This window comes from Salmonella sp. SAL04162 (assembly GCF_046551535.1).
Taxonomy (GTDB): Bacteria; Pseudomonadota; Gammaproteobacteria; order Enterobacterales; family Enterobacteriaceae; genus Salmonella; species Salmonella enterica.
In genome coordinates, this window is record NZ_JBGDVX010000009.1 from 74,994 (window position 1) to 88,119 (window position 13,126).

Genomic DNA, 13,126 nt, shown 5'->3' on the forward strand with positions numbered 1-13,126 from the left:
ATGATGGAAAATTTTAAACACACTACGGTACTGTTGGATGAAGCCGTTAATGGGCTGAATATTCGTCCGGATGGTATCTATATTGATGGCACATTTGGTCGCGGCGGCCACTCGCGCCTGATCCTCTCGCAACTGGGCGAAGAGGGGCGCTTGCTGGCGATCGATCGCGATCCGCAGGCGATCGCTGTTGCGCAGACCATTAATGATCCTCGCTTCTCCATCATTCATGGACCTTTTTCCGCGTTGGCTGATTATGTAGCCGAGCGCGAGCTTACCGGCAAGATTGACGGGATCCTTCTCGATCTTGGCGTCTCTTCTCCGCAGCTTGACGATGCGGAGCGCGGTTTTTCATTCATGCGCGACGGTCCGCTGGATATGCGAATGGACCCCACGCGCGGCCAGTCTGCCGCCGAGTGGTTACAAACGGCGGAGGAGGCGGATATCGCCTGGGTGCTGAAAACATTCGGCGAGGAGCGTTTTGCCAAACGTATTGCTCGCGCCATTGTTGAGCGCAATCGCGAACAGCCGATGACCCGCACCAAAGAGCTGGCGGAAGTGGTTGCGGCGGCGACCCCGGTAAAAGACAAATTCAAACATCCCGCGACCCGTACCTTCCAGGCGGTGCGCATCTGGGTAAACAGTGAACTGGAGGAGATAGAGCAGGCGCTAAAAAGCTCGCTCAGCGTACTGGCCCCAGGCGGGCGGCTTTCAATCATCAGTTTCCACTCGCTGGAAGACCGTATTGTGAAACGCTTTATGCGTGAGCAAAGCCGCGGTCCGCAGGTACCGGCTGGATTACCGATGACGGAAGCGCAGCTCAAAAAACTGGGCGGTCGTGAGTTACGAGCGTTAGGCAAGTTGATGCCGGGTGAAAAAGAGGTAGCTGAAAATCCTCGGGCCCGTAGTTCAGTTCTGCGTATCGCAGAGAGGACGAACGCATGATCAGCAGAGTGACAGAAGCCCTAAGCAAAGTGAAGGGATCGATAGGAAGCAACGAGCGCCATGCCTTGCCTGGCGTGATCGGTGACGATCTTTTGCGGTTCGGGAAGCTGCCACTCTGCTTGTTCATTTGCATCATTTTAACGGCGGTGACGGTGGTCACGACGGCGCACCATACTCGTTTACTCACCGCGCAGCGTGAACAACTGGTTCTGGAGCGCGATGCATTGGACATTGAATGGCGCAACCTGATCCTTGAAGAAAATGCGCTCGGCGATCACAGCCGGGTGGAGCGGATCGCAACGGAAAAACTGCAAATGCAGCATGTTGATCCGTCCCAAGAAAATATCGTAGTGCAAAAATAAGGATAAACGCGACGCATGAAAGCAGCGGCAAAAACGCAAAAATCGAAGCGCCAGGAAGAACAGACCAACTTCATCAGTTGGCGTTTTGCGTTGCTGTGCGGCTGTATTTTACTGGCGCTGGTTTTTTTACTTGGACGCGCGGCGTGGCTACAGATTATCGCCCCGGATATGCTGGTGCGTCAGGGCGATATGCGTTCGCTGCGTGTTCAGGAAGTCTCCACCTCACGCGGTATGATTACCGACCGTTCCGGGCGTCCACTGGCGGTCAGCGTACCGGTTAAGGCGATCTGGGCCGACCCGAAAGAAGTTCATGACGCCGGCGGCATCAGCGTCGGCGATCGCTGGAAAGCGCTTTCTACTGCGCTCAATATTCCGCTCGATCAGCTCTCCGCCCGTATCAACGCCAACCCGAAAGGGCGTTTTATTTATCTGGCGCGCCAGGTAAATCCTGACATGGCGGACTACATCAAAAAACTCAAACTGCCGGGGATTCATTTGCGTGAAGAGTCCCGCCGCTACTACCCGTCAGGAGAAGTAACCGCTCACCTCATCGGTTTTACCAACGTCGACAGTCAGGGGATTGAAGGCGTTGAAAAGAGCTTTGATAAGTGGCTTACCGGTCAGCCTGGCGAGCGAATCGTGCGTAAAGACCGCTATGGTCGCGTGATTGAGGATATCTCCTCCACTGACAGTCAGGCAGCGCACAACCTGGCGTTAAGCATTGATGAACGCTTACAGGCGCTGGTTTACCGCGAACTGAACAACGCGGTGGCGTTTAACAAGGCGGAATCCGGTAGCGCGGTGCTGGTCGATGTCAATACCGGTGAAGTACTGGCGATGGCGAATAGCCCTTCCTATAACCCCAACAACCTTGCCGGTACGCCGAAAGACGCGATGCGTAACCGTACCATCACCGACGTATTTGAACCGGGTTCTACGGTTAAGCCGATGGTGGTGATGACCGCGCTTCAGCGCGGTATCGTCAACGAAAATACGGTGTTGAATACCGTTCCATACCGAATTAACGGCCACGAAATTAAAGACGTGGCGCGCTACAGCGAATTAACCCTGACCGGGGTTCTACAGAAGTCGAGTAACGTCGGCGTATCCAAACTGGCGTTAGCGATGCCGTCCTCAGCGTTAGTAGATACTTACTCACGTTTTGGGCTAGGAAAGGCGACCAATTTGGGGTTGGTCGGAGAACGCAGTGGCTTATATCCTCAAAAACAACGGTGGTCCGACATAGAGAGGGCCACCTTCTCTTTCGGCTACGGGCTAATGGTAACGCCGTTACAGTTAGCGCGAGTCTATGCAACGATCGGCAGCTATGGCATTTATCGCCCGCTGTCGATTACCAAAGTTGATCCGCCTGTACCCGGCGAACGCATCTTCCCTGAATCCACCGTACGCACCGTGGTGCATATGATGGAAAGCGTGGCGCTGCCGGGCGGCGGCGGCGTGAAGGCGGCAATTAAAGGCTACCGTATCGCGATTAAAACCGGTACGGCGAAAAAAGTGGGGCCGGACGGTCGCTACATCAACAAATACATTGCTTACACCGCAGGCGTCGCACCTGCGAGTCAGCCGCGCTTCGCGCTGGTGGTTGTCATCAACGATCCGCAGGCGGGTAAATACTACGGCGGGGCCGTTTCCGCGCCGGTATTTGGTGCCATCATGGGCGGCGTTCTGCGCACCATGAACATCGAACCGGACGCGCTGACAACGGGCGAAAAAAATGAATTCGTAATTAATCAAGGCGAGGGAACAGGTGGCAGATCGTAATTTGCGCGACCTTCTTGCTCCGTGGGTGGCTGGACTACCCGCGCGAGAACTGCGAGAGATGACGCTCGACAGCCGTGTGGCTGCGGCGGGCGATCTCTTTGTGGCAGTGGTGGGTCATCAGGCGGACGGGCGTCGATATATCCCGCAGGCGATAGCGCAAGGCGTAGCTGCCATTATTGCAGAGGCGAAAGACGAGGCGAGCGACGGTGAGATTCGCGAAATGCACGGCGTACCGGTCGTCTATCTCAGCCAGCTCAATGAGCGTTTATCTGCGCTGGCGGGCCGCTTTTACCATGAGCCATCTGAAAACATGCGTCTGGTGGCGGTGACCGGCACCAATGGCAAGACCACCACTACTCAACTACTGGCGCAGTGGAGCCAGTTGCTCGGCGAAACCAGCGCAGTGATGGGAACGGTAGGCAACGGACTGTTGGGTAAAGTGATCCCGACGGAGAACACAACCGGTTCCGCTGTGGATGTTCAGCATGTGCTGGCCAGCCTGGTTGCGCAGGGCGCGACCTTCGGCGCGATGGAAGTCTCTTCTCACGGCCTGGTGCAGCATCGCGTGGCGGCGCTGAAATTTGCCGCCTCCGTGTTTACTAATTTGAGCCGCGACCATCTCGACTATCATGGCGATATGGCGCATTACGAGGCGGCAAAATGGATGCTTTATTCCACCCACCATCACGGTCAGGCAATCGTCAACGCCGATGATGAAGTTGGACGCCGCTGGCTGGCGTCGCTACCCGATGCGGTCGCAGTATCGATGGAAGGGCATATCAACCCTAACTGTCACGGTCGTTGGCTGAAAGCGGAGGCGGTGGAGTACCACGACCGCGGAGCGACGATTCGTTTTGCTTCAAGCTGGGGTGACGGCGAAATCGAAAGCCGCCTGATGGGCGCGTTTAACGTCAGCAACTTACTGCTGGCATTGGCGACGCTGCTGGCGCTGGGCTATCCGTTAACGGATTTGCTGAAAACCGCCGCGCGTTTGCAGCCGGTTTGCGGGCGTATGGAAGTGTTCACTGCGCCAGGCAAACCGACGGTGGTGGTGGATTACGCGCACACGCCGGATGCGCTGGAAAAAGCGTTGCAGGCGGCGCGCCTGCACTGCGCCGGAAAATTGTGGTGCGTCTTTGGCTGTGGCGGGGATCGTGACAAAGGTAAGCGCCCACTCATGGGGGCCATTGCCGAAGAATTCTCGGATATCGTCGTGGTGACTGACGATAACCCGCGTACCGAGGAGCCGCGCGCCATTATCAACGATATTCTGGCCGGAATGCTGGACGCCGGGCAGGTCAGGGTAATGGAAGGCCGCGCTGAGGCGGTAACCAATGCCATTATGCAGGCAAAAGACAATGACGTTGTGCTGATTGCAGGTAAAGGGCACGAGGATTACCAGATTGTCGGCACGCAGCGTCTTGATTATTCAGACCGCGTGACCGCAGCGCGTTTGCTGGGGGTGATCGCATGATTAGCGTAACGCTCAGCAAAATTGCCGATGTCCTTGGCGCCGAACACCGCGGGGCGGATCTCACGCTCGATACGGTCATTACCGACACACGGAAAGTGACGCCGGGATGCCTGTTCGTGGCGCTGAAAGGGGAACGCTTTGATGCGCATGATTTTGCTGATAAAGCAAAAGCGAACGGCGCTGGCGCCCTGCTGGTCAGTCGTCCTCTGGATATCGATCTCCCGCAGGTGATTGTAAAAGACACGCGTCAGGCATTTGGCCAACTGGCCGCCTGGGTACGTATGCAGGTACCGGCGCGGGTGGTGGCGTTAACCGGTTCGTCCGGCAAAACCTCGGTCAAAGAGATGACCGCCGCGATTCTTAGCCAGTGCGGAAATACTCTGTATACCGCAGGCAATTTTAACAACGACATCGGCGTGCCGATAACGCTGCTGCGCTTAAACCATGATTATGACTATGCGGTAATCGAGTTAGGCGCTAACCACCAGGGAGAAATCGCCTGGACCGTTAGCCTGACACGCCCGGAAGCGGCGCTGGTCAATAACCTGGCGGCGGCGCATCTGGAAGGCTTCGGCTCGTTGGCTGGCGTGGCGAAAGCGAAAGGCGAAATCTATACCGGTTTGCCTGAGAACGGTATCGCGATTATGAATGCCGATAATAATGACTGGCTGAACTGGCAAAGCATTATTGGCGATCGTCAGGTGTGGCGCTTTTCGCCGAATGCGGCAAACAGCGACTTTACCGCTGCGAATATCCACGTGACGTCACACGGTACCGAATTTACCCTGCAAACGCCGATGGGCAGCATTGATGTGCTGCTGCCGTTGCCGGGGCGGCACAATATTGCCAACGCGCTGGCGGCCGCTGCTTTATCAATGGCGGTGGGGGCGACGCTGACGGCGGTTAAAGCAGGGCTGGCGGCGTTAAAAGCTGTACCCGGGCGTCTGTTCCCGATTCAGCTAAGTGAAAACCAACTGGTACTGGATGACGCTTATAACGCCAACGTCGGTTCGATGACCGCCGCTGTGCAGGTCCTTTCTGAAATGCCCGGCTACCGCGTGCTGGTGGTAGGCGATATGGCCGAGCTGGGCGCAGAAAGCGAAGCGTGCCACCTCCAGGTTGGCGAGGCCGCAAAAGCGGCGGGTATTGATCGCGTGTTAAGCACCGGAAAACTCAGTCAGGCTATCAGCCACGCCAGCGGCGTCGGCGAACATTTTGCCGATAAAGCCGCGCTCATTGCGCGTTTACACGCTCTGCTTCAGGAGCAACCAATGATGACTATTTTAGTGAAAGGATCACGCAGCGCCGCGATGGAAGATGTGGTTCATGCGTTACAGGAGAAAGGTTCATGTTAGTTTGGCTGGCCGAGCATTTGGTCAAATATTATTCCGGCTTTAACGTCTTTTCTTATCTGACGTTTCGCGCCATCGTCAGCCTGTTGACCGCGCTGTTCATCTCTTTATGGATGGGCCCGCGTATGATCGCTCGTCTGCAAAAACTCTCTTTTGGCCAGGTGGTACGTAACGATGGCCCGGAATCGCACTTCAGTAAACGCGGTACGCCGACGATGGGCGGCATCATGATCCTTACGGCGATTGTGATTTCCGTTCTGTTATGGGCTTACCCGTCTAACCCGTACGTCTGGTGCGTGCTGGTGGTATTGATCGGCTACGGCATTATCGGTTTTGTCGATGACTATCGCAAAGTGGTGCGGAAAGATACCAAAGGGCTGATTGCGCGCTGGAAATATTTCTGGATGTCGGTTATCGCGCTCGGCGTGGCCTTTGCGCTTTATCTCGTCGGGAAAGACACGCCCGCGACCCAACTGGTGGTGCCGTTCTTTAAAGATGTTATGCCGCAATTGGGGCTGTTTTACATTTTGCTGTCCTACTTTGTCATCGTCGGTACGGGTAACGCCGTAAACCTGACCGACGGGCTTGATGGTCTGGCGATTATGCCGACTGTTTTCGTTGCCGCCGGCTTTGCGCTGGTGGCCTGGGCGACCGGGAACATGAACTTCGCCAATTACCTGCATATTCCGTATTTACGCCATGCGGGGGAGCTGGTGATTGTCTGTACGGCGATTGTCGGCGCGGGATTAGGATTCTTGTGGTTTAACACCTATCCGGCGCAGGTTTTTATGGGCGATGTCGGATCGCTGGCGTTGGGCGGCGCGTTGGGCATTATCGCCGTGCTGCTGCGTCAGGAATTTCTGCTGGTGATCATGGGCGGCGTCTTTGTGGTGGAAACTCTGTCGGTCATCCTGCAGGTGGGTTCCTTTAAACTACGCGGACAGCGTATTTTCCGTATGGCGCCTATCCATCACCACTATGAACTGAAAGGCTGGCCGGAACCGCGCGTGATTGTGCGCTTCTGGATTATTTCGCTGATGCTGGTCCTGATTGGCCTGGCAACGCTGAAGGTACGTTAATCATGGCTGATTACCAGGACAAAAACGTCGTCATTATTGGTCTGGGCTTAACCGGACTCTCTTGCGTGGACTTTTTCCTTGCCCGCGGCGTGACGCCGCGGGTGATGGATACTCGCGTGACGCCGCCGGGTCTGGATAAGCTGCCGCAAGAGGTTGAGCGTCACGTTGGCGGCCTGAACGACGAGTGGCTCTTAGCGGCGGATTTAATCGTCGCCAGCCCTGGTATTGCTCTGGCACATCCCTCTCTTAGCGCTGCCGCCAGCGCTGGAGTGGAAATTGTCGGCGATATCGAACTGTTTTGCCGCGAAGCGCAAGCGCCGATTGTGGCCATCACCGGCTCAAACGGCAAAAGCACCGTGACCACCTTAGTGGGCGAGATGGCGAAAGCGGCGGGCGTCAATGTCGGCGTTGGCGGCAATATCGGTCTTCCGGCGCTGATGCTGCTGGATGCCGATCGCGAATTGTACGTGCTGGAATTATCCAGTTTCCAACTGGAAACCACGTCAAGTTTGCAAGCGGCGGCGGCAACGGTGCTCAACGTCACTGAAGATCATATGGACCGGTATCCGTTTGGTTTGCAACAGTACCGGGCGGCGAAACTGCGCGTCTACGAGAAGGCGAAAGTGTGCGTGGTGAATGCCGATGACGCGTTGACGATGCCGGTACGCGGGGCCGATGAGCGCTGCGTCAGCTTTGGCGTCAATATGGGTGATTATCACCTTAATCGTCAGCAGGGCGAAACCTGGCTACGAGTCAAAGGCGAGAAGGTGCTGAACGTGAAAGAGATGAAGCTTTCCGGTCAGCATAACTATACCAATGCGTTAGCGGCGCTGGCGCTGGCGGATGCCGTAGGTTTGCCGCGCGCCAGCAGTTTGAAGGCGTTGACGACATTTACCGGTCTGGCGCATCGCTTCCAGCTGGCGTTGGAGCATAACGGCGTACGTTGGATCAATGACTCGAAAGCGACCAACGTCGGCAGTACCGAAGCGGCGCTAAACGGTTTGCATGTGGACGGTACGCTACATCTGCTGCTGGGCGGCGACGGTAAGTCGGCAGACTTTTCTCCGCTGGCGCGCTATCTGACCGGCGATCGTATCCGCCTGTATTGCTTTGGGCGCGATGGCGCGCAGCTTGCCGCACTGCGTCCGGAAATCGCCCAACAGACTGAGACGATGGAAGAGGCGATGCGTTTGCTGGCGCCGCGCGTTCAGCCGGGTGATATGGTGCTGTTGTCGCCCGCCTGCGCCAGCCTCGATCAGTTTAAAAATTTTGAGCAACGGGGCGATGTCTTTACCCGTCTGGCGAAGGAGTTAGGTTGATGCGTTTATCTCTCCCCCGTCTGAGAATGCCGCGCGTACCAGGCTTTGGCCTCCTGGCCTGGTTGTTTGCGGCGCTTAAAGGCTGGGTGATGGCTTCGCGCGATAAAGACGCCGACAGTCTGATCATGTATGACCGCACGCTGCTATGGCTGACCTTCGGGCTGGCGGCGATTGGTTTTGTCATGGTGACGTCGGCCTCCATGCCAGTCGGGCAGCGCCTGGCGAACGATCCGTTTTTGTTTGCCAAACGTGATGCGCTCTATATCTTCCTGGCATTTTGTCTGGCGATGGTCACGCTACGTTTGCCCATGACCTTCTGGCAAAAATACAGCACGACGATGCTGATAGCGTCGATCATTATGCTGCTTATCGTGCTGGTCGTCGGGAGCTCGGTTAACGGGGCGTCGCGCTGGATTGCGCTGGGGCCGCTGCGTATTCAGCCTGCGGAGTTTACCAAGCTGTCGCTGTTCTGCTACCTCGCGAACTATCTGGTGCGTAAGGTTGATGAGGTGCGAAATAACCTGCGCGGCTTTTTAAAACCAATGGGCGTGATTCTGGTGCTGGCGGTGTTACTGCTGGCGCAACCTGACCTCGGGACGGTGGTCGTACTGTTTGTCACCACGCTGGCGATGCTGTTTCTCGCCGGGGCGAAATTATGGCAGTTCATCGCCATTATCGGGATGGGCATCTCGGCGGTGATTCTGTTAATCCTCGCCGAACCGTATCGTATTCGCCGCGTTACCTCGTTCTGGAATCCCTGGGAAGATCCGTTCGGCAGCGGTTATCAGCTGACGCAGTCGCTGATGGCTTTTGGTCGCGGTGAGATATGGGGGCAAGGGCTGGGGAATTCGGTGCAGAAACTGGAGTATTTGCCGGAGGCGCACACCGATTTCATCTTCGCCATTATTGGGGAAGAACTGGGTTATATCGGTGTGGTATTGGCGCTTTTAATGGTATTCTTCGTCGCTTTTCGCGCGATGTCGATTGGCCGTAAGGCATTGGAGATTGACCACCGTTTTTCCGGATTTTTAGCGTGTTCTATCGGTATCTGGTTTAGTTTCCAGGCGCTGGTAAACGTTGGCGCGGCCGCGGGGATGCTGCCGACCAAAGGTCTTACGTTGCCGCTGATCAGTTATGGCGGGTCGAGTCTGTTGATTATGTCGACGGCCATTATGTTTTTATTACGTATTGATTATGAAACGCGTCTGGAAAAAGCGCAGGCGTTTACACGAGGTTCTCGATGAGTGGTCAACCGAAGCGGTTAATGGTGATGGCGGGCGGTACCGGCGGGCACGTGTTCCCGGGACTGGCCGTTGCGCATCATTTAATGGCCCAGGGCTGGCAGGTTCGCTGGCTGGGTACCGCCGATCGTATGGAAGCGGATTTAGTGCCGAAGCATGGCATCGACATTGACTTTATTCGGATCTCCGGTCTGCGCGGTAAAGGCGTAAAAGCGCTTCTGGCGGCGCCGCTGCGGATTTTTAACGCCTGGCGGCAGGCGAGGGCGATCATGAAGCGGTTTAAGCCGGATGTCGTACTGGGAATGGGCGGTTATGTTTCCGGCCCCGGCGGTCTTGCCGCCTGGTCATTGGGTATTCCGGTCGTTTTGCATGAGCAAAACGGTATCGCCGGACTAACCAATCAGTGGCTGGCCAAAATCGCGACCACGGTGATGCAGGCGTTTCCCGGTGCGTTCCCGAACGCGGAAGTGGTGGGTAACCCGGTGCGTACCGACGTACTGGCGTTGCCGTTGCCGCAGGTGCGTCTGGCCGGTCGTGACGGTCCGATTCGCGTGTTGGTGGTCGGCGGTTCTCAGGGGGCGCGAGTCCTGAACCAGACGATGCCGCAGGTTGCCGCCAGACTGGGCGATACGGTTACAATCTGGCATCAAAGCGGAAAAGGCGCGCAGCTCACGGTAGAGCAGGCATATGCCGGGGCGGGACAACCGCAACATAAGGTAACGGAATTTATCGATGACATGGCCGCCGCCTATGCGTGGGCGGATGTGGTGGTATGTCGTTCCGGCGCTTTAACGGTGAGCGAGATCGCCGCCGCCGGATTACCGGCGATATTCGTGCCGTTTCAGCATAAAGACAGGCAGCAGTACTGGAATGCGCTGCCGTTAGAAAACGCCGGCGCAGCTAAGATTTTTGAGCAGCCGCAGTTTACTGTAGAGGCTGTCGCCGACACCCTGGCGGGGTGGTCGCGCGAGGCGTTGTTAACCATGGCGGAGCGTGCCCGCGCGGTATCCATTCCGGATGCTACCGAGCGCGTCGCCAGTGAAGTCAGCCGGGTTGCCCGGACATAATTTGTGGCGGTGCCTTTTGCATCGCAGGGTTTTTCTACCCTCAATAATTTGGGTTGCAGGCAAGCCAACGCATCTGCAATTTGAAGTATGGCGGGTATTGGAGTTAATGGCGTAAAGAATGAATACACAACAACTGGCAAAACTGCGTTCCATCGTGCCCGAAATGCGTCGCGTTCGGCACATTCACTTTGTCGGCATCGGTGGTGCTGGTATGGGCGGTATTGCCGAAGTTCTGGCCAATGAAGGGTATCAGATCAGTGGTTCCGATTTAGCGCCGAATCCGGTGACCCAGCAGTTGACGAGCCTGGGGGCGACGATTTTCTTTAATCATCGTCCGGAAAATGTGCGTGATGCCAGCGTGGTCGTCGTTTCCAGCGCAATTTCCGCGGATAACCCGGAAATTGTCGCGGCGCATGAAGCGCGTATTCCGGTTATTCGCCGTGCGGAAATGCTGGCGGAACTGATGCGTTTTCGCCACGGCATCGCCATTGCCGGGACGCACGGAAAAACCACAACGACCGCGATGGTGTCCAGTATTTATGCCGAAGCGGGGCTGGACCCGACTTTTGTGAATGGCGGTCTGGTGAAAGCCGCAGGCGTTCATGCGCGTCTGGGCCATAGTCGTTACCTGATTGCCGAGGCAGATGAGAGCGACGCATCCTTCCTGCATTTGCAGCCGATGGTCGCGATCGTCACCAACATCGAAGCCGACCATATGGATACCTATCATGGCGACTTTGAAAATTTAAAGCAGACGTTTATTAACTTCCTGCATAACCTGCCGTTCTACGGTCGCGCGGTAATGTGCGTCGACGATCCGGTCATCCGCGAGTTGCTGCCGCGGGTGGGGCGTCAGACCACGACGTATGGCTTTAGCGAGGATGCTGACGTCCGCGTAGAAGATTATCAGCAGATAGGGCCGCAGGGGCACTTTACGCTGTTGCGCCAGGGAATGCCGGATCTGCATGTCACGTTGAATGCGCCGGGTCGCCACAATGCCCTGAATGCCGCCGCGGCAGTGGCGGTAGCGACCGAAGAAGGCATCGCCGATGACGCTATCCTGCGCGCGCTGGAAAGCTTCCAGGGGACCGGGCGTCGTTTTGACTTCCTCGGCGAGTTCCCGCTTGAGCCGGTGAATGGTAAAGCCGGGACGGCGATGCTGGTGGATGACTATGGCCATCATCCGACCGAAGTAGACGCCACCATTAAAGCTGCGCGAGCAGGGTGGCCGGATAAAAACCTGGTGATGCTGTTTCAGCCGCACCGTTACACGCGCACGCGCGATCTGTATGACGATTTCGCCAATGTGCTGACCCAGGTTGATGCGCTGCTGATGCTGGACGTTTACCCGGCGGGCGAAGCGCCGATTCCGGGCGCGGATAGCCGCTCTTTATGTCGCACGATTCGTAATCGGGGAAAAATTGACCCAATTCTGGTTTCCGATCCGGCTCAGGTTGCGACAATGTTAGCGCCGGTGCTGACGGGTAACGACTTGATATTAGTGCAAGGCGCAGGAAATGTTGGCAAAATTGCGCGTTACTTATCTGAAATCAAGCTGAAGCCGCAAATCCAGGAGGAAGAGCAACATGGCTGATAAAATCGCGGTCCTGTTGGGCGGAACCTCTGCGGAGCGGGACGTTTCGTTAAATTCCGGCGCGGCAGTGTTGGCCGGGTTACGTGAAGGCGGCATTGATGCGTATCCCGTCGATCCGCAAGAGGTCGATGTCGCGCAGCTTAAAGCAATGGGCTTTCAGAAGGCCTTTATTGCGTTGCATGGCCGCGGCGGTGAAGATGGCACCTTACAGGGAATGCTTGAGCTGCTCGGCCTGCCTTATACCGGTAGCGGCGTGATGGCCTCGGCGCTTTCAATGGATAAACTGCGCAGTAAATTGCTGTGGCAGGGCGCGGGCTTACCGGTTGCGCCGTGGGTCGCGCTGACGCGCGCTGAGTTTGAAAAAGGCCTTAGCGAAGAACAAAAAGCGCGAATTTCGGCGCTGGGTTTACCGCTAATTGTCAAACCCAGCCGTGAAGGCTCCAGCGTTGGTATGACGAAAGTAGTAGAAGAAAATGCTTTACAGGGTGCGTTATCATTGGCTTTTCAGCATGATGACGAAATACTGATTGAGAAATGGCTGTGCGGTCCGGAATTTACGGTGGCGATAGTTGGCGAAGAAATTTTACCGTCAATTCGTATCCAACCGGCAGGAACCTTCTATGATTATGAGGCGAAGTATCTCTCTGATGAGACTCAGTATTTCTGCCCTGCTGGTTTAGAAGCGTCCCAGGAAGCCGCGCTACAGTCTCTCGTCCTGCAGGCATGGAAAGCTTTAGGCTGCACGGGATGGGGGCGTATTGACGTCATGCTGGACAGCGATGGTCAGTTTTATCTGCTGGAAGCCAATACATCTCCGGGGATGACCAGCCATAGTCTGGTGCCGATGGCGGCGCGTCAGGCGGGAATGAGCTTCTCGCAGTTAGTGGTACGAATTCTGGAGTTGGCGGACTGAT

Annotated in this window: 11 protein-coding genes; all 11 read left to right on the plus strand. The window is 56.3% G+C overall.

Annotation, left to right across the window (positions count from 1 at the left end; translation table 11 throughout):
* The 11 genes from rsmH (at position 1) to ACLJRH_RS17860 (ending at position 13,125) form a co-directional block, all read left to right on the plus strand.
* Positions 1–942 (plus strand): 16S rRNA (cytosine(1402)-N(4))-methyltransferase RsmH, encoded by a 942-nt coding sequence (rsmH, locus tag ACLJRH_RS17810; protein WP_000970444.1) that lies wholly within the window; start codon positions 1–3, stop codon positions 940–942.
* On the plus strand, positions 939–1,304 hold the full coding sequence (gene ftsL / locus ACLJRH_RS17815) for a cell division protein FtsL (protein WP_000625651.1): 366 nt from the start codon (positions 939–941) through the stop codon (positions 1,302–1,304). The genes rsmH and ftsL overlap by 4 nt, the downstream gene beginning before the upstream one ends.
* Before the next feature lie 15 nt (positions 1,305–1,319).
* Positions 1,320–3,086, plus strand: a complete 1,767-nt coding sequence (ftsI, locus tag ACLJRH_RS17820; protein ID WP_000642236.1) for a peptidoglycan glycosyltransferase FtsI — start codon at positions 1,320–1,322, stop codon at positions 3,084–3,086.
* Complete coding sequence (gene murE / locus ACLJRH_RS17825; protein ID WP_023137253.1) at positions 3,073–4,560, plus strand: UDP-N-acetylmuramoyl-L-alanyl-D-glutamate--2,6-diaminopimelate ligase; 1,488 nt, start codon at positions 3,073–3,075, stop codon at positions 4,558–4,560. The genes ftsI and murE overlap by 14 nt, the downstream gene beginning before the upstream one ends.
* The gene (gene murF / locus ACLJRH_RS17830) at positions 4,557–5,915 is read left to right on the plus strand and encodes a UDP-N-acetylmuramoyl-tripeptide--D-alanyl-D-alanine ligase (RefSeq protein WP_000626640.1); all 1,359 of its coding nucleotides are present in this window, start codon (positions 4,557–4,559) and stop codon (positions 5,913–5,915) included. The genes murE and murF overlap by 4 nt, the downstream gene beginning before the upstream one ends.
* Positions 5,909–6,991, plus strand: coding sequence for a phospho-N-acetylmuramoyl-pentapeptide-transferase (gene mraY, locus ACLJRH_RS17835; RefSeq protein ID WP_000964138.1), 1,083 nt, complete (start codon positions 5,909–5,911; stop codon positions 6,989–6,991). Before murF ends, mraY begins: the two co-directional genes overlap by 7 nt.
* A gap of 2 nt (positions 6,992–6,993) precedes the next feature.
* Positions 6,994–8,310, plus strand: coding sequence for a UDP-N-acetylmuramoyl-L-alanine--D-glutamate ligase (gene murD / locus ACLJRH_RS17840; RefSeq protein WP_000796443.1), 1,317 nt, complete (start codon positions 6,994–6,996; stop codon positions 8,308–8,310).
* Positions 8,310–9,554, plus strand: coding sequence for a cell division protein FtsW (gene ftsW, locus ACLJRH_RS17845; protein ID WP_001239803.1), 1,245 nt, complete (start codon positions 8,310–8,312; stop codon positions 9,552–9,554). Before murD ends, ftsW begins: the two co-directional genes overlap by 1 nt.
* Complete coding sequence (gene murG, locus ACLJRH_RS17850) at positions 9,551–10,618, plus strand: undecaprenyldiphospho-muramoylpentapeptide beta-N-acetylglucosaminyltransferase (RefSeq protein WP_000016613.1); 1,068 nt, start codon at positions 9,551–9,553, stop codon at positions 10,616–10,618. The genes ftsW and murG overlap by 4 nt, the downstream gene beginning before the upstream one ends.
* 118 nt (positions 10,619–10,736) lie before the next feature.
* Entirely contained in the window at positions 10,737–12,212 is a 1,476-nt protein-coding gene (gene murC / locus ACLJRH_RS17855; protein WP_001096070.1) for a UDP-N-acetylmuramate--L-alanine ligase, read from the plus strand.
* Complete coding sequence (locus tag ACLJRH_RS17860; protein WP_001642493.1) at positions 12,205–13,125, plus strand: D-alanine--D-alanine ligase; 921 nt, start codon at positions 12,205–12,207, stop codon at positions 13,123–13,125. The genes murC and ACLJRH_RS17860 overlap by 8 nt, the downstream gene beginning before the upstream one ends.
* The last annotated feature ends 1 nt before the right edge of the window (position 13,126 follow it).

What these genes read in the sequence shown, in the direction of transcription:
- rsmH (WP_000970444.1), top strand. Translation starts at nt 1, where the DNA reads ATGATGGAAAATTTTAAACACACTACGGTACTGTTGGATGAAGCCGTT.
- ftsL (WP_000625651.1), top strand. Translation starts at nt 939, where the DNA reads ATGATCAGCAGAGTGACAGAAGCCCTAAGCAAAGTGAAGGGATCGATA.
- ftsI (WP_000642236.1), top strand. Translation starts at nt 1,320, where the DNA reads ATGAAAGCAGCGGCAAAAACGCAAAAATCGAAGCGCCAGGAAGAACAG.
- murF (WP_000626640.1), top strand. Translation starts at nt 4,557, where the DNA reads ATGATTAGCGTAACGCTCAGCAAAATTGCCGATGTCCTTGGCGCCGAA.
- mraY (WP_000964138.1), top strand. Translation starts at nt 5,909, where the DNA reads ATGTTAGTTTGGCTGGCCGAGCATTTGGTCAAATATTATTCCGGCTTT.
- murD (WP_000796443.1), top strand. Translation starts at nt 6,994, where the DNA reads ATGGCTGATTACCAGGACAAAAACGTCGTCATTATTGGTCTGGGCTTA.
- ftsW (WP_001239803.1), top strand. Translation starts at nt 8,310, where the DNA reads ATGCGTTTATCTCTCCCCCGTCTGAGAATGCCGCGCGTACCAGGCTTT.
- murG (WP_000016613.1), top strand. Translation starts at nt 9,551, where the DNA reads ATGAGTGGTCAACCGAAGCGGTTAATGGTGATGGCGGGCGGTACCGGC.
- murC (WP_001096070.1), top strand. Translation starts at nt 10,737, where the DNA reads ATGAATACACAACAACTGGCAAAACTGCGTTCCATCGTGCCCGAAATG.
- ACLJRH_RS17860 (WP_001642493.1), top strand. Translation starts at nt 12,205, where the DNA reads ATGGCTGATAAAATCGCGGTCCTGTTGGGCGGAACCTCTGCGGAGCGG.